The organism is Aeromonas sp. Y289-2 (assembly GCF_027705925.1).
Classification (GTDB): Bacteria; Pseudomonadota; Gammaproteobacteria; order Enterobacterales; family Aeromonadaceae; genus Aeromonas; species Aeromonas veronii.
Genome location: NZ_JAPDCH010000007.1, coordinates 63,020 through 79,658 on the forward strand (window position 1 = coordinate 63,020; position 16,639 = coordinate 79,658).

16 protein-coding genes are annotated in these 16,639 nt (G+C 58.9%); 3 read left to right on the forward strand and 13 right to left on the reverse strand.

Annotation, left to right across the window (positions count from 1 at the left end):
* Positions 1–71 precede the first annotated feature (71 nt).
* Positions 72–2,450, forward strand: a complete 2,379-nt coding sequence (locus tag OKC43_RS12245; RefSeq protein WP_236271916.1) for a PilZ domain-containing protein — start codon at positions 72–74, stop codon at positions 2,448–2,450.
* 54 nt (positions 2,451–2,504) lie between these two features.
* On the opposite strand, the gene OKC43_RS12250 is transcribed toward OKC43_RS12245, so the two are convergent.
* On the reverse strand, positions 2,505–3,410 hold the full coding sequence (locus tag OKC43_RS12250) for an alpha/beta hydrolase family protein (RefSeq protein ID WP_236271917.1): 906 nt from the start codon (positions 3,408–3,410) through the stop codon (positions 2,505–2,507).
* 28 nt (positions 3,411–3,438) lie between these two features.
* A complete protein-coding gene (gene serB, locus OKC43_RS12255; protein WP_236271918.1) occupies positions 3,439–4,449 on the reverse strand; it encodes a phosphoserine phosphatase SerB in 1,011 nt (336 codons plus the stop codon).
* 119 nt (positions 4,450–4,568) lie between these two features.
* Between serB and OKC43_RS12260 the strand changes: the two genes are divergently transcribed.
* Entirely contained in the window at positions 4,569–5,189 is a 621-nt protein-coding gene (locus OKC43_RS12260) for an AhpA/YtjB family protein (RefSeq protein ID WP_005340472.1), read from the forward strand.
* A 67-nt stretch (positions 5,190–5,256) separates the two neighbouring features.
* Here the strand turns inward: OKC43_RS12260 and deoD are convergent, their stop codons facing one another.
* From deoD to OKC43_RS12295, 7 genes are all read right to left on the reverse strand, one after another.
* Entirely contained in the window at positions 5,257–5,973 is a 717-nt protein-coding gene (gene deoD / locus OKC43_RS12265; protein ID WP_005340471.1) for a purine-nucleoside phosphorylase, read from the reverse strand.
* Between the two features lie 76 nt (positions 5,974–6,049).
* Entirely contained in the window at positions 6,050–7,258 is a 1,209-nt protein-coding gene (locus OKC43_RS12270; RefSeq protein ID WP_139408470.1) for a phosphopentomutase, read from the reverse strand.
* A gap of 14 nt (positions 7,259–7,272) precedes the next feature.
* Entirely contained in the window at positions 7,273–8,604 is a 1,332-nt protein-coding gene (gene deoA / locus OKC43_RS12275) for a thymidine phosphorylase (protein ID WP_005341327.1), read from the reverse strand.
* Between the two features lie 109 nt (positions 8,605–8,713).
* Positions 8,714–9,487, reverse strand: coding sequence for a deoxyribose-phosphate aldolase (gene deoC, locus OKC43_RS12280; protein ID WP_005340468.1), 774 nt, complete (start codon positions 9,485–9,487; stop codon positions 8,714–8,716).
* A 424-nt stretch (positions 9,488–9,911) separates the two neighbouring features.
* Positions 9,912–10,082 carry a XapX domain-containing protein gene (locus OKC43_RS12285; protein WP_005340467.1) on the reverse strand — a complete coding sequence of 57 codons (171 nt, stop codon included), beginning with the start codon at positions 10,080–10,082 and terminating at the stop codon, positions 9,912–9,914.
* A 125-nt stretch (positions 10,083–10,207) separates the two neighbouring features.
* Positions 10,208–11,482 carry a NupC/NupG family nucleoside CNT transporter gene (locus OKC43_RS12290; protein WP_005340466.1) on the reverse strand — a complete coding sequence of 425 codons (1,275 nt, stop codon included), beginning with the start codon at positions 11,480–11,482 and terminating at the stop codon, positions 10,208–10,210.
* Between the two features lie 222 nt (positions 11,483–11,704).
* Positions 11,705–12,478 (reverse strand): TatD family hydrolase, encoded by a 774-nt coding sequence (locus OKC43_RS12295; protein WP_164537715.1) that lies wholly within the window; start codon positions 12,476–12,478, stop codon positions 11,705–11,707.
* A 41-nt stretch (positions 12,479–12,519) separates the two neighbouring features.
* Here OKC43_RS12295 and OKC43_RS12300 point away from each other — a divergent pair, with 41 nt between their 5' ends.
* On the forward strand, positions 12,520–13,158 hold the full coding sequence (locus OKC43_RS12300; RefSeq protein ID WP_236271919.1) for a type II secretion system protein: 639 nt from the start codon (positions 12,520–12,522) through the stop codon (positions 13,156–13,158).
* Positions 13,159–13,483: 325 nt separating this feature from the next.
* Here OKC43_RS12300 and luxS read toward each other — a convergent pair whose 3' ends face one another.
* Genes luxS through OKC43_RS12320 form a run of 4 tightly spaced genes read right to left on the reverse strand, consistent with a single transcriptional unit; the run spans position 13,484 to position 16,635 of the window.
* Positions 13,484–13,993, reverse strand: coding sequence for an S-ribosylhomocysteine lyase (gene luxS, locus OKC43_RS12305; protein ID WP_236271920.1), 510 nt, complete (start codon positions 13,991–13,993; stop codon positions 13,484–13,486).
* Positions 13,994–14,011: 18 nt separating this feature from the next.
* Positions 14,012–14,605 carry a transglycosylase SLT domain-containing protein gene (locus OKC43_RS12310; protein ID WP_322112498.1) on the reverse strand — a complete coding sequence of 198 codons (594 nt, stop codon included), beginning with the start codon at positions 14,603–14,605 and terminating at the stop codon, positions 14,012–14,014.
* Positions 14,606–14,664: 59 nt separating this feature from the next.
* The gene (gene glnB / locus OKC43_RS12315) at positions 14,665–15,003 is read right to left on the reverse strand and encodes a nitrogen regulatory protein P-II (RefSeq protein WP_005308848.1); all 339 of its coding nucleotides are present in this window, start codon (positions 15,001–15,003) and stop codon (positions 14,665–14,667) included.
* Positions 15,004–15,012: 9 nt separating this feature from the next.
* Positions 15,013–16,635 carry an NAD+ synthase gene (locus OKC43_RS12320; protein ID WP_236271921.1) on the reverse strand — a complete coding sequence of 541 codons (1,623 nt, stop codon included), beginning with the start codon at positions 16,633–16,635 and terminating at the stop codon, positions 15,013–15,015.
* Positions 16,636–16,639: the final 4 nt, after the last annotated feature.

Here is a 16,639-nt window from a genome sequence, read left to right on the forward strand (position 1 = left end):
CTTGATATACTTGTTTGCGACCGACAGATCAAACCCAGAATCGGAAAAGTGACTTTCCGTGGCAGGAACAAATGGATTCAGAACACCAGCAACATCTGATTGAACAACTCGTCCCCTTGCTGCGGGAGAAAGATTTCGAGGAGATCTTCAACCGCATGACCCAGGAGGAAAACAGCAACAGCCGTTTTCTGATCAAGATGGAGCTCAAGCGCAAGTGCTCCCCCTGCCGCAGGGTCATCGATATGCGCGATGAGCTGGAGGATGAGTGCCTGGTGCATGAGTTTGACGGCATCACTCACTTCATGCCCGCCGATGCGATAGCCCTGTTCCAGTCCCAGTGCTATCTCTACCGCGATATCTATACCCTCGGCGTCTACGAGGCGTTGCAACAGTGGCAAAAACAGCACCACAACGCCCGCGTGGATGGTCAACTGTCGCCGCCGGCCAGCCCCTTCCGGCAATATGATGTCAACACCATTGCCTTTGCCAGCTACTACGGCCGCCGTCAGGAGCGGATGCACTTCAGCTCGCCGGTGCTGATCAAGTTTCAGGACGGGGAGAAGCTGTTCGCCAAGAGTTCCGATCTCTCGCTGGGTGGCATGCGGGTCTCGGTTCCCTATCTGCCGAACTATCACACCGGCGCCCAAGTAGAGGTCTTCTTTACCGGACTGGAGCGGGACACCCCCAATCCGGTGCTGCATCAGTCGGTCGGCTATCAGATCCTCGGCGAAGAGAGCAAAGAGGGGAAATACTGGCTGCGACTGGTGCGCTCCGGCGAACAGCCCGCCTTCGATGCCTTCCTCAGCGACTTTATCGACGCCAACAAGATCCGCTATCGGGTCAGCGTCGACTATCTGCTCTCCGCCGCCATCATCAAGGGGTATGAGCAGTTCTACCTGCCGCGGATGACCGGCATGCCGCTCTTCTTCGGCACCGGCGACAGCCCCAATCTCGAGATTGCCCTGCGCACGGAAAACAACCAGCACCTGCTGGAGTATTGGCGCGATGAGAAAAACCGCGATGCCCTCGCGGGGCTTTTCAGCGCGGAGCGGATGAAACGGCTCTGCCCGGCCCCCGGCACCACCACCGAGACCATCATCTACTGCTTTACCCACACGGTGCGCAGCCACATCTACTTCTTCTCCGCCACCGCCGAGGAGCTGCGCCAGAGTGGCCTCACCGCCCTCTTCTTCCTGGTGGGCTCACGCCGCCCCAGCTGGCGAGTCTACAAGTTCACGCTGGAGGCGTGCGATCTGGTCGAAGCGGATGTGGGACAACTGCAGGGGCAAGACAACCCGCAGTTGCAAGATATCCTGCTGCTCGAGCGGCTCAAGCAGATCGGCTATTGCGGCCTGCTGCAGGAGATCGGCCTGGAGTCCCAGCGAGAAGAGTTCCATCAGGAGGGGGTCAGCAACAACGCCAACGAGCTGCAACGCTTTGGTCACGAGCAGGGGGTTGCCCCGTTCGAGATCGAGACCCTGCACTATGTTCAGCTGCGCAAGGAGTCGCGCTACATCCACAAGACCGCGGTCGCCATCCATCACAACGGCAAATCCTGGATCGGCTGGACCCGCGACATCTCGACACACGGCCTGCAAATCGAGCTGGAAGATGCTTTTATCGGCGAGAAGAACGATGTGGTGACCATCGCCCTGCCCCGCTTGCAGGAGCTCTCCAAGAGCATGGATCTGCAGCGCCTCTCCTACCGACTGGTCAGCCTCAACATGACCCGCACCGTGCTGCACCTCTGCATCGAAGGGGATTCGGATCGCCATACCGGCCGCCAATTCTTCAGCCTGCTGATCGAGAGCAACCAGAACAAGCTCAAGGCGGCGCAGGAGCAGCGCCGCTATCGTGGGCTGGCGCGGGCACTGCGCAACATCTACACCCACCACCTGTTCAACTCGCCGGTCTACGTCAACAAGCTGAAGGGCGCGCCCAAACCGGCCTCCATCGGCAAGTCTCTGCAACCGCGCAGTCTGCAGCGGCTGCTGCAAGCCTGTGCCGAGCTGCCGGAGCAGGAGAACCTCTACCCGCTGTTTCAGGGGGAGCTGCTCAAGGAGCTGCTGATGAACCCGTTGCGTGCCATCGAGCGGGAGGACAAACCGAGAGAGGACGAGGTCTATATCGCCAGCATCCAGACCAAGGCCGGCCTGCCCATCTTCAGCAGCCGGCTGGCCAGCAGCTTTGCCAACGTCAAAGAGAAGCGTCAGTTCATCGAGCTGGCGCAGCAACAGGGGGAGTTCTACTCGGTGCTGGTCGGTATCTCCCGTACCGGACGGCCCGACACCAACTTCATCGCCAACGAGCTGGACTACATCGCCAAGTTCGCCATCCACAAGGCACGCAAGCTGGAAGAGGAGCTCTGGAGCGTGGTGGGGGTAGGCGAACTGACCGATACCACCCAGGCCACCCTGTTCCGCTTTGGCATCACGCCGCCGCTGAACTGATGATCCGGAAACAGACAAAAATGAAACAGGGCGCTCGAGGCGCCCTGTTTTTTGTCATGCCGCCTGCGGGTTGAGCAGCCAATCGAGGATCTGGGGGAAGTGATCCTCCTGGGCCTGCGGGGCGGTCAGCATATTGATGTGGTCATAATCGAGGCGGTTGCCGTTGTCCCGCCCCAATCGGGTGTGACGCGTGGCCGAACCCATCTCGTCGCTGAAACGGCGCACATCGGTCGGGTGACCCAGCACCTTGTCCGCTTTGGCCGAAATCATCCAGAGCGGTGGCCAGTTGACCCGTGCCGCCGCCTCGTCATAGGCAAAACCGTCGTGAGGATCCTGCCAGGGGCCGCACTTGACCCAGGGGATGGTCTCCTGTAGATAGCGCAGCGGCTCGTCGTCAGCACCGATCTTCAGATTGCGAGCCGCCAGAAAACCACGGCGGCGGGCCAGCCAGGGGGCCAGCCGATTCCAGATCAGATCCACCTTCAGCCAGCGCTCGGGATTGTGCACCGACACGCCACGCTTGGTGCCAAAAAACAGCAGGCTGGCCACCTGTTCCGCCAGCTCGGGAAAGCGCACCAGGGTCGAGGCCATGATGACACCGCCCCAGGAGTGGGCCACCCAATGCACCTTGAAGCCATGATGGCGCTCGGCAATCCAGCGGTGCAGGGCGGGCAGATCCTCGGTGATCAGCTCATGCTGACCGTGCTCCGCCTGCTCGGCGATAGCAGGAGTGCTGAGCCCCCGCCCCCGCAAATCAGCCACATAAACCTGATAGCCATGGCGGGCCAGAAAGCAGGCCAACCCTTTGCCCGATTCGGTATAGAAGATCCGGCCGTTCTCGATGGCGCCGTGCACCATCAGGATCGGCTCGCCATGCACGGCGACCCGGGGTTTGATGTGGCGAACATGCAATTGATGGCTACCACAGGGGATAAACAGAGACTGCTGCAACAATTCCATTTATATTGGTTTCCTCCTTGAAACACTGTCAGCGCTTGTCCCAGCGTTGCTCGCTGCAGGCCCGCGCCGCCAGCAGGCAGACCACCCCCTCCAGATCGTGATGATTGAGGGTGGCCGCCGCCTGCGCCCGCACCAGTGGTTTGGCGTGAATGGCAATGCCAAGACCCGCGACCCCCATCATCTTGAGATCGTTGGCACCATCGCCAATGGCCACGGTCTGGTCGGCAGCAATGCCGTACTCCTGAGCAAGCTGCTGCAACACCTCGGCCTTGACGCTGGCGTCGACGATGCGCCCGCTCACCTTGCCGCTCAGCTGGCCCCCCTCCACCGCCAGCTCGTTGGCGAAGATGGCATCTAGCCCCAGCTCGCGCTGCAACTGGCCAGCAAAACGGGTAAAACCGCCGGAGGCGATAGCCACCTTCCAACCCGCCCCTTTGAGGGTATCGACCATCAGCTGCAAGCCCGGCATCCAAGGCATCCATGCCGCCACCTCGTCTAGAATGGTGACCGGTGCCCCTGCCAGCAGGGCCACCCGATTGCGCAGGCTGTCGGAAAACTCCAGCTTGCCCTGCATGGCTGCGGCCGTCACTGCCGCCACCTGCTCGCCAACCCCGGCAAGCCGAGCAATCTCGTCGATGCACTCGATGCGGATCGCGGTGGAGTCCATGTCCATTACCAGCAGGCCGGGCTCCTTCAGGGTCGGTAGCGCGGGCAGATGGCAGAGATCGATCTCCCACTCACCGCTCTTGAGCTCGGCCACCAGCTCGGAAGAGAAGCGATCGCAGCCAAGCAGCAGCAACGGCACGCCCGCCACCTTGGTGGGAGGATAGAGGGTGGCCGCCAACTCCTGCGCAGCCAACAGTGGCGACAGACGCGCCAGATGGGAGGCACCCAGCCCCTTGCCAAACAGCACCAACCAGCCGCCAGCCTGCGGAGCCTCTGTCGGTTGCAACGCATCTGCATTGAGCTGCCAACAGGGTGAGCCGGACAACAACGCGGGCCAATCGGATAACAGAGGGGGGAGCCGGGACAACAACATAAGGGATACGCCTTCCTTGGTGATCAGGGGGTTAACAGTGCTGGCCCAGAGTAGCGTATTGCTTTTTGTACAGGCAAGCGCCAAGATCGCGCCACTCCTTGTTACCAGAGGTCTCACGCTTGCAGCGTCATCTTCCCATCAAACGTGTTCTCAGCCTGGGTGCCGGTATCCTGCTCGGATGCTGGGTGCTCGGTGTGCTCATCCATATGCAGGGTGAAAGCCAGGCCTCGCTGCACAGCGAAGCGCGCAACCGGGCACAGGCGCTGGTCGCCTATGCCGCCCGCGACATGAAACGCTGGATCAAGGAGGAGAAGAGCAGCGAGCTGGAGCGGCTGGCGCGAGATCTGGCGGCGGAGCCGGAGATCCTCGATGCCACCCTCTACGACGGACGCGGCATTCCCCTCGCCCAATCGGAGCAGGCGGTGCCGCTGGAGAGCCTGCTGCCCATCGGCAGCGATAACAAGTCACTGCCGGAGCAGGGCAAGGGGCGGATCCAGTTCGTACAGGAGATCCGGGATGGCGAGCAGACCATCGGCTTCCTGCGCATCACCCTGGAAGAGCAGCAGATGCTGGCAGACAAGGACACCCGGCTCAAGGTGGTGCAGGAGAAACAGCGGCTGATGTTGCTGGTTGCCCTGCTGGCCGGGGTGCTCATCTCCTACGGCGTGCGCCGTAACTACATGCGGGTGCGCAAGCACAAGAAAAAGAGTACGCCCCCTTCGCCGCCTCCGGAAAACTGATGGCGCAACCAGAGAGCAGATACAAAAACGGCGGCCAGAAGGCCGCCGTTTCTTATTCGCGAAGGAATTACTTGTCGCCCAGCAGGACGGAATCCAGTGCGATTTCGATCATGTCGTTGAAGGTCAGCTGGCGCTCTTCAGAGGTGGTCTGCTCACCGGTACGGATATGGTCTGAGACGGTGCAGATAGTCAGCGCCTTGGCACCGTACTCTGCGGCCACACCGTAGATACCGGCGGCTTCCATCTCGACACCCAGGATGCCGTATTTTTCCATGACGTCGAACATGGAGGGGTCCGGGGTGTAGAACAGGTCGGCGGAGAAGATGTTACCGACGCGCACGGCAACGCCCTTGTTCTTGGCGGCCTGCACGGCATTGGCAACCAGGTCGAAGTCGGCGATGGCAGCGAAGTCGTGATCCTTGAAGCGCAGACGGTTTACTTTGGAATCGGTGCAGGCACCCATACCGATCACCACGTCACGCAGTTTCACATCTTCACGCACAGCGCCACAGGAGCCCACGCGGATCAGGGTCTTCACACCGTAATCGGTGATCAGCTCTTTGGCGTAGATGGAGCAGGACGGGATACCCATGCCGTGACCCATGACGGAGATACGACGGCCCTTGTAGGTACCGGTGAAACCGAACATGTTGCGCACGTCGCAGATCTGCTCGACGTTCTCCAGGAAAGTTTCAGCGATGTACTTGGCGCGCAGGGGGTCGCCCGGCATCAGCACGGTATCAGCAAAGGCGCCATCTTTCGCATTGATATGAGGAGTTGCCATTCTCTTGATTCCTTCACACTAGGTTGAGTTTTATTGTTTTATAAATTGCCCGCCGCCGAAGTGGCGGGCGGGTAAATTACAGGAAGCTGGTACCGTACGCCAGTTTCGGTAGGCCATGGTAAGCCGCGATGCTCTGGCCGATATCGGCAAAGGTCTCGCGACGACCGACGGAGCCGGCCTTGACCGGCTTGCCGAAGAACAGCACCGGAATGTATTCGCGGGTGTGGTCGGTGCCACCCCAGGTCGGGTCACAGCCGTGATCGGCAGTCAGCACCACCACGTCGCCATCTTGCAGCAGCTCAAACAGCTCCGGCAGGCGGGAATCGAAATACTCCAGTGCACCGGCATAACCGGCAACATCACGGCGGTGGCCGTAGGAGGAGTCGAAGTCCACAAAGTTGGTGAAGACGATGGTGTTGTCACCGGCCGCTTTCACCTCTTCCAGCGTGCGATCCCACAACTCGGTCAGACCGGTCCCTTTCACCTGCTTGGTGATGCCCTGCTGGGCATAGATATCGGCAATCTTGCCGATAGAGACCACCTGACCGCCCGCATCTTTCATGTAATCCAGCACGGTCGGCGCCGGCGGCAGCACTGAGTAGTCGTGACGGTTGCCGGTGCGCTTGAAGTTGCCCTTGCCAGTACCTACGAACGGACGCGCAATCACGCGGCCGATGTTGTAGGGCTCCAGCAGCTCACGCACGATGTGGCAGAGCTCATAGAGCTTCTCGAGGCCGTAGGTCTCTTCATGGCAAGCAATCTGGAACACGGAGTCGGCAGAGGTGTAGAGGATCGGCTTGCCGGTGCGCATATGCTCTTCGCCCAGATCATCCAGCACTTGGGTACCGGAGGCGTGGCAGTTGCCCAGATAACCCGGCAGACCGGCCTTCTCGACGATGGCATCCAGCAGCTCCTGCGGGAAGCTGTTGTGGTGATCCTTGAAGTAGCCCCACTCGAACAGCACGGGCACGCCGGCGATCTCCCAGTGACCGGACGGGGTGTCCTTGCCGGAGGAGAGCTCCTGCGCAAAGCCGTAGGCACCGACCACCTCGATATCTTTCTTCAGCCCTTCCGGGAAGTAGCCGGAGGCCTGCTCGCAGGCGTGGCCCAGACCCAGCTTGTTGAGGTTCGGCAGATTAAGGGCACCGCGGCCTTCAATTTCACCTGCCGCACACGCCTTGGCGATATGGCCAAGGGTGTTGGCGCCCACATCTCCGAACTTGTCGGCGTCGGCAGCAGCGCCAATACCGAAAGAGTCCATCATCAGAATAAAGGTACGTTTCATGGGTCTTCCCCTTGTTACAAATCGGCCAGGGTGATACGGCGGTACACTTCAGGCAGTGCCTCCGGCCGCTCGCCACCAATCCGGACAGCCGCCTGCACCATGCTGGCAGCCTGAGCATATTGCTCTTCAGTCTGAGCGTGGATCATCGCGATCGGCTTGTCAGCATCGACACTTTGACCCAGGCGGATAAAGTCGGTCAGACCGACCGCATAATCAAGTTTGTCACCGGCAGCGCGGCGCCCCCCGCCCATGGCGACCACGGCCAGACCCAGCTCGCGGGTATCCATGGCGGTCACGAAGCCACTGTTGGCTGCGAAAACCGGACGTACGATGGCTGCCTTGGGCAGGTAAGCGTCGTAACGCTCCATGAAATCGGCCGGGCCACCGAGACCAGTCACCATGCGACCGAAGATCTCGGCCGCCTTGCCGTTATCCAGCACCGCCTGCAGCTTGGCACGGGCATCGCGCTCGTCGCTGGCCAGACCGGCGGAGATCAGCATCTCGGCGCACAGCGCCATGGTCACTTCGTGGATGCGCGGGTTACGGTATTCACCGGTCAGGTAGCGCACAGCTTCACGTACTTCCACCGCGTTACCGGCGCTGGAGGCCAGCACCTGGTTCATATCGGTCAAGAGCGCAGAGGTGCGGCAACCGGCACCGTTGGCCACGGCCACAATGCTCTTGGCCAGCTCTTCGGAGGCTTCGAAGGTCGGCATAAAGGCGCCGGAGCCCACTTTCACATCCATCACCAGCGCTTCGAGCCCGGAGGCGAGCTTCTTGGAGAGGATGGAGCCGGTGATCATCGCGATGGATTCAACGGTGGCGGTAATGTCACGTACTGCATAGATACGCTTGTCAGCCGGGGCAAGATCGCCGGTCTGACCAATGATGGCGACACCCGCCTCTTTCACCACTTTCAGGAAACGGTCGTTGTCGACCGAGGTCTGGTAGCCGGGAATAGCGTCCAGCTTGTCGAGGGTACCGCCGGTGTGGCCCAGGCCACGGCCGGAGATCATCGGCACGAAACCGCCACAGGCAGCGACCATCGGGCCGAGCATCAGGGAGACAACGTCACCCACACCACCGGTGGAGTGCTTGTCGACAATCGGGCCACCCAGATTGAGGTGATCCCAGGTCAGCACCATGCCGGAGTCGCGCATGGCGCAGGTCAGGGCGACCCGCTCATCCATGGTCATGTCTTTGAAGTAGACCGCCATCGCCAGCGCCGCAATCTGCCCCTCGCCGATGGTGTTGTTGGTAATGCCCTGAACGAAGAATTGAATTTCTTGGGTACTGAGCGCTTCACCGTTGCGCTTCTTGCGAATAATTTCTTGAGGCAAAAACATCTTTCATTCCCTCCGCCATTGCTGGCGTTACACAAGCCTGAATCCTTGCCCGCACACCGCATGGTGGGGGCTAACAGGGCGGACAGCCGTCCGCCCTCTCATCAACCTATTAGTAACCGCTGGTGTTGGCCGGCTTGTCGCCATGCCCCAGAGTGGCCAGCAGACTGGCCAGCAGGCTGGATGCACCAAAGCGGAAGGTACGGGCGGACACCCAGTCGTTGCCGAGGATCTCTTCGGCCATGGCCAGGTACTGACCGGCAACGGCGGCATCTTTCACGCCTCCAGCAGGCTTGAAGCCGACTTTCGGATTCTTGGCCTTGATCACTTCCATCATGATGCGTGCCGCTTCTGGGGTCGCATTGACCGGCACCTTGCCGGTGGAGGTCTTGATGAAGTCGGCACCGGCATCGATACAGATTTCTGAAGCGCGACGGATCAGCGCCTCTTCTTTCAGCTCGCCGGTTTCGATGATCACTTTCAGCAGCACGTTGGCACCGCAGGCCTCTTTACAGGCTTTGACCAGATCAAAACCGATCTGTTCATTACCAGCCATGAAGGCGCGATACGGGAACACCACGTCCACTTCGTCAGCACCGTAGGCGACAGCTGCACGGGTTTCGGCCACGGCGATCTCGATGTCGTCGTTGCCGTGCGGGAAGTTGGTCACGGTCGCAATGCGTACGTCGGCTGCGCCGATCTCACGCAGGGTTTTGCGAGCGATAGGGATAAAACGGGGGTAGATGCAGACGGCGGCGGTCAGGCCAGCCGGTGACTTGGCCTTATGGCACAGGTCGATCACCTTCTGATCGGTGTCGTCATCGTTCAGGGTGGTCAGGTCCATCAGGTTCAGGGCGCGCTGAGCGGCCACTTTCAGATCAGTCATTCTGTTCTCCAAAGTCTCGATTTAATCCAGATAACCGGGCACCACCATACCATCCAGCGATGGATGCACAGGCAGTAATCCCCAGCTATACGGGAATGGAATTACAGTGCGAAGGCACCGGCACTATCGGGATGCTATTCAAAACACCCTGCAGGCACTACGACTGTAAATAAGGCAAGAGCCCTGTCACTTTCTTACAAAAGTGCGGACTTGGTTCCATGAAGACTTGAGAAAGGCCGACAACATCTGACCCGACTTCCCAATCAATTCCATTTGACCGCCAACACCCGATTTCATCGAGCATTAGTCATTGCCAGCACCCTGCTGGCAACGCCTATTTCAGCCGAGATACCCCCTGTTTGCAAGCCGGATTTGCCAATTTCAGAGGTACCTCACATCTGGCAAATCTAGGTCTAAAAAAGCCTTACGAAAAGAAACGGGTCAGGATCCAGGAGTAGGCCAATCCCCCCAGATAGACCCCGACGATCCCCATTACCCCGGACAAAACGGGAGGTGCCGGGATCGGCAATTTGAGGAAAGAAAACAACAAACCAACTATAAAGCCGGCCACCATCGCCAGTAGCACTTCATTCATATAACCTCCGATTTGACTCATTTTATTATTAGTTTAGATAGGAAAACGGTTGTCACCGCTCCATACGCGAACGCCACGGCAGATGCCGTGGCGTTCGTGTTTATACCCTGTCAGTCAGACGGCTATTACATGCCGGACAGTGCCAGGAAGAAGCCTGCGATAGTGGCAGACATCAGGTTGGACAGAGAGCCAGCCAATACGGCTTTCAGACCAAAGCGTGCAATGGTACCGCGGCGGTTCGGCGCCATGGACCCCAGACCACCCAGCAGGATGGCAACAGAGGAGAGGTTGGCAAAACCACACAGTGCGAAGGAGATGATCGCCTTGGTGTGATCGGACATGGCCACACCGTTGATCAGCACTTCGTCTTTCAGGTACGGAGCGAAGTTCAGGTAAGCCACGAACTCGTTGACTACCAGCTTCTGACCGATGAAGGAACCAGCAACCACTGCTTCATTCCAGGGCACACCGATCAGGAAGGCCAGCGGGGAGAAGATCCAGCCCAGCAGCAGTTCCAGAGAGAGTTGCGGATAACCGAACCAGCCACCCACACCGGAGAAGATGCCGTTGATCATGGCGATCAGACCGATGAAGGCCAGCAGCATGGCGCCGACGTTCAGGGCCAGTTGCATACCGGCAGAAGCGCCAGCAGCAGCAGCGTCAATGACGTTGGCAGGCTTGTCATCCAGCTCGGCATCGGCAGAGCTTTCGTCGTAGTTCGGGGTCTCGGTCTCGGGAACCAGCAGCTTGGCGAACAGCAGACCACCCGGTGCAGCCATGAAGGAGGCAGCAATCAGGTATTCCATCTTCACGCCCATGGAGGCGTAACCGGCCAGTACGGAACCGGCAACGGAAGCCAGACCACCACACATGACGGCGAACAGCTCGGAGTCAGTCATCTTGGCGATGTAGGGACGAACCACCAGCGGCGCTTCGGTCTGACCGACGAAGATGTTGGCAGTTGCAGACAGGGATTCGGTGCGGGAAGTACCCAGTACTTTCTGCAGACCGCCGCCCAGCAACTTGATGACCATCTGCATGATGCCCAGGTAGTAGAGCACTGCAATCAGGGAAGAGAAGAAGATGATGACCGGCAGAACACGGAAGGCAAAGACAAAGCCGCCGCCACCGAACACTTCAAACATCTTGTTGCTGACCAGACCGCCAAACAGGAAGTCGATCCCGTTCTGGCCGTAGCTGATCACGCTGGATACCGCGTCGGACACGCCGACCAGGATATCGCGACCAACCGGCACATAGAGAACAAACGCCCCCAGACCGGCTTGAATTGCGAACGCACCGACAACGGTACGGACGTTGATTGCCTTGCGATTGCTGGAAAACAGCACCGCGATAAGGACGAGCGTCGCCATCCCTACCAGACCCATGAACAAATTCATTATTATCTTCCTCTAGTAGCACCTAGCTTGTTAGCGAGTTGTTATTAAACCCAACTAATCAAGGGGAGCGCATTATACTAATTAAAGTCCGATAAAATAGAATGCTGGTCACATTTTATCGTTATCAAAATGTCCAAGTGTCACAAAATTAGACAGCAAACGATTTTTACGCTCATTTTTTTCCCTGACAACTAAATCAGGTGTTGCGAATTTGTTTCATGGCTATTGGTCGTGATGGAAAATATGCCGGGCAGTTTCAAATAACACCTTGGCAACATCTGCCGATGATTCCTCCCGCAAGGTCATCAATATTTCCGCTATTTTCGGCAGCGCTTCCGGGGTATTCCGGGTGCCTTGCTCACCTTGTAAGGGCATATCGGGCGAATCGGTTTCCAGCACCAGGGCCTCGAGCGGCATGGCCCGAAATACCTCTCGCGTCTTGTTCGCCCGCTCAAAACTGATTACCCCGCCCACCCCGAGTCGAAAGCCCAGTTGCCAGAAAGCCTCCGCCTGCTGCAACGAACCGCTGAAAGCATGGATCACCCCGCCACGAGGCGGCTTGAAGCGGCGCAACAGCTTGGCCACAGTGTCATTGGCGCGCACCGAGTGGATCATCAGGGGGAGCCCGGCATCAGCAGCCAGCCGGATCTGAGCCTCAAACAGCGCAAGCTGCCCCTCCTGCGGCACGTGAGAACGGAGGTCCAGCCCGCACTCGCCTATGGCTACCAGCCCGGCAGGTTGGCTCATCACCAGCGTTCGCAGCCGATCCATCACCCCCTCACGCTGTTCACCGGCGTACCAGGGATGAACGCCCAGACCATAAAAGAGGCCGTCATGTTGCTCTGCCAGTGCCATCACACGAGTCCAGTTATCCTCTGCGATGGCAGGAATGATATACTCCGTCACCCCTAATGCCCGACAACGGGCCAGCAGTGCCTCCCTGTCCTGGTCGAACACCGGAAAGTCGAGATGGCAATGGGTATCTATCAGCTGCATATCACTCACACCTGTTTGCGGTATTTAATGGGTCATTGAACATGATGAACAACAGAAACAACGGCTTTACCCTGATTGAACTGGTGCTGGTGATCATAGTGCTGGGGATCCTGGCCGTCACCGCCCTGCCCCGCTTTATCAATATCAAGGATGATGCCCTGACAAGCACGGTCTCGGCGACCGCAGGCAGCTTTGCCAGTGCAGTTCAGCTGGCTCATGCTGGCTGGGCAGTGAAAGTACAGGGGCAAGCGATCGCGCTCTATAACCTGAGCAGTTTTGGCAACAGCACGATAGACATCAACCGCTATGGCTGGCCGGCGGGGACAAAAGAGGATTACTACAAACCGGCAGACACACCCTACAAGACCGGCACAGGCAACCATATCTCGGTCAATAATACTGAGGATTGCGAGTTGCTATTTAATAACCTGCTTGATGGCGGCCAAACCGCTGCCAGCGCAGAGCTCAACAGCGGAGTTATTCCAGAAGGGGTTGACTACCTGTCCATCGAGATTAAAACGAAACATATAGATGAAGATGAACCGAACGAATATCACAATAACTGCCGCTATATCCTGCGCGACTCAATCAACCGCTTCCAGACTGGCTTGGAGTATGAAAACGGCCTCGGCTTCGAGTACAACAGCGTTACCGGTGCCGTGACCCGCAATTTTGATTGAGCTCAGCCTCTTCTGCACAAGCTCGCTCTTTGCTTGAATCATCATCATAACGAACCGGCGTGCAGCAGCGCCGGTTCTCCTGGGTGAGCCCCCACTCCTCGCACCACGCGTCATAACGGGCCAGCCAACGCAGCAATACCCCTTTCATCGTCACACCTCCGCCAACAGGTTCAGGTCAAAAACCATCCTAATCAGAGTCAGCAAGAGGAGCAAGTCATCCCCATAACCGCGATCGGGCTGAATAAAATAGAGCCGGTCAGCATGGCTGACCGGCTCTTTTAACATTCCCTGAAGAGATTATCCGATGAGCGACAGCTCATCAGCCTCACAGACTCTTCAGCTTCTCTTCCGGCAGGGCCAGCTCGTCGTTGTGGTTGACGCCGATACCTCGCTCCAGCACATGACGGGCGATGGCGTGCGCCTCTTCCAGCGAGTGCATGCTGTAGGTGCCGCACTGATACTCGTTCAGCTCGGGGATCTTGGCCTGCTCCTGCACGGTCAGCACATCGCTCATGGCTGCCTGCCAGGCTGCGCCAACACGGGCTTCGTCAGGCGCACCGATCAGGCTCATGTAGAAACCGGTACGGCAACCCATGGGGGAGATATCGATGATCTCCACTCCATTGCCGTTCAGGTGATCACGCATAAAACCGGCGAACAGGTGCTCCAGCGTATGGATACCGCGCTCGGAGAGGACCTCCTGATTCGGTACACAGAAACGCAGGTCGAACACGGTAATAGTGTCCTTGTTCGGGGTCTGCATGGTCTTGGCCACACGCACCGCTGGCGCTTCCATACGGGTGTGGTCAACGGTAAAACTGTCCAATAACGGCATTTCTGACTCCTGATTTGGTTACCAGAACCAGCCCCCGCGGGAGAGCTGATCCTTGCATTGACGGTACTGGGCGCCGTAGCGCTGGGCGCGAGCCTCTACCTTGCGAGAGGTCTTCATCAACCACCCCTTGCTGCGATAGCTGCCACGCCGGTAGCCACCCCACCCTTCGTGATAGTTGAGGTACTGGCCATAGGCATCCCACTTGGAGGTGCCATTGAGCCGCTGGGCTTTGTTAGTGTACCAACCCATAAAATCGATGGCGTCGGCAAAGTCATCGCGGTCACTCCAGCTGTTGCCGGTTTCCCGCTGGTAATCCGCCCAGGTTTCATCTTTGACCTGAGCATAACCATAAGCCGAACTGGCCCGCCCGGTCGGGATGAAGAGAAAATACTGCATCGGCGGCTGGGCGTCATGTACGTAAGAGGACTCCTGATACATCATGGCCATCACCACATGGATCGGCGTCCCCCACTTCTCATTCATCTTGAGCGCAGCCTTGTGCCAGTCAGGCTTCTCGCGAAAGATCTGGCACAGATTTTCCGGCTGAGCCGGTGGACGGGTACTGCAAGCAGTCAGGCCCGCCAACAGGCTTGCGACCACCAGCAAGCGCATCCACCCCATCAAATGAGACCACACTTCACGCCTCTGGTCAGGTAAAGAGATAGCCAAGGTCAGATCGCGTCTTCGTTCTCTTCGCCGGTACGGATACGAATGACACGCTCCACCTCGCAGACGAAGATCTTGCCATCACCAATCTTGCCGGTACGGGCGGTGTTCTGGATCGCTTCCAGGCAGGCATCGAGATCCTCGTCCTGCACCACCAGCTCCACCTTCACTTTCGGCAGGAAGTCGACCATATATTCGGCGCCGCGATAGAGCTCGGTATGGCCCTTCTGGCGGCCGAAGCCTTTGACTTCGGATACGGTCATGCCGTTGATGCCGATCTCGGCCAGGGCCTCGCGCACATCGTCCAGCTTGAACGGTTTGATGATGGCTTCAATCTTCTTCATGGTGACTCCTTACCAGTTCTGTTTGCCGAACCCGGATGTAATGGGGTAACGGCGATCCTTACCAAAGTTGCGAGCCGTAATGCGGGGCCCGACCGCCGCCTGACGACGCTTGTATTCGTTGAGATCCACCAACCGGATCACCTTGCGCACCACAGCCTCCTCGAAGCCCTCCGCCACCATGTCGGCGACCGAGGCATCCTCTTCCACGTAACGTTTGAGGATTGCATCGAGGATGTCGTACGGCGGCAGGCTGTCCTGATCCACCTGATCCGGCGCCAGCTCCGCTGAAGGAGGACGGTCGATAACCCGCTGCGGGATCACATAGTCAACCGAGTTGCGATATTCGCACAACTTGAATACCAGCGTCTTGGGCACATCTTTCAGCACGTCGAAGCCACCGGCCATGTCACCGTACAGCGTGGCATAACCGACCGCCATCTCGCTCTTGTTACCGGTGGTCAGCACGATACGACGACGCTTGTTAGAGAGCGCCATCAGCAGCACGCCGCGGCAGCGGGCCTGCAGGTTCTCTTCGGTGGTATCGCGGGCGGTACCTTCAAACAGCGGCGCCAGCTGGGTCATAAACCCTTCGAACATCGGCTCGATGGAGATGGTGTTGAACTCAACCCCCATCCGCTCGGCCTGCTCCTTGGCATCTTCCACACTCATCTGGGCGGTGTAGCGGAACGGCATCATCACAGCCTGCACCTTGTCGGCACCGATGGCATCGGCCGCAATGGCCAGCGTCAGCGCCGAGTCGATGCCGCCGGATAGACCCAGCACAGCACCGTGGAAACCGTTCTTGGTAACGTAGTCGCGCACTGCCAGCACCAGCGCCTGATAGGTCTCGGCCAACGGCTCCAGCGGCGCAGCGGGCTCCCGCTCCTTCACTGGCTGGCCATCAGCAAAACGTACCAGCATCAGCTCTTCGGCAAACGGAGCCAGCTTGTGGGTCAACTCACCCTGGCTGCTGAACACCTTGGAGCAGCCGTCGAAAATCAGCTCGTCCTGACCGCAGACCTGATTGAGGTAGACCAGCGGCAGACCGGTCTGATCGCAGCGCTCGGCCATCAGCTCGCGGCGGATCCAGGGTTTTTCCTGATCATAGGGCGAGGCGTTGATGGTGAGCAGCAGCTCGGCCCCCGCAGCCTTGGCGGCCAGCGCCGGGCCAGGCTGCCACAGGTCTTCGCAGATGAGCAGGCCCAGATTGTGACCACGGAAGGGAACCACACAAGTCTCGGTCGCGGCGGTAAAGTAGCGCTTCTCATCAAACACGCCGTAGTTGGGCAAATCCTGCTTGAAGTAGCGGGCAACCAGCTTGCCTTGCTCATAGAGGGAAGCCGCATTGTAGAGCGCCTCCCCTTCGCGCCAAGGGTGACCCACCAGAATGGCGCAGTTGCCCTGCCATGCGGCAATGCGAGACAGCGCGGCCTCAACCCGGACCATCAGGTCGGCACGCAGCAGCAGATCTTCCGGTGGATAGCCGGTCAGGGCCAGCTCGGAGCAGACCAGCAGATCGGCACCTTGCTGCTCGGCCTGAGCTGCCGCAGCGAGCACTTTGTCAGTGTTATCTTCGATGGCGCCTACCGTCAGATTCAACTGGGCAAGCATCAGAGAGAGGGCTTTTGCCATGGCG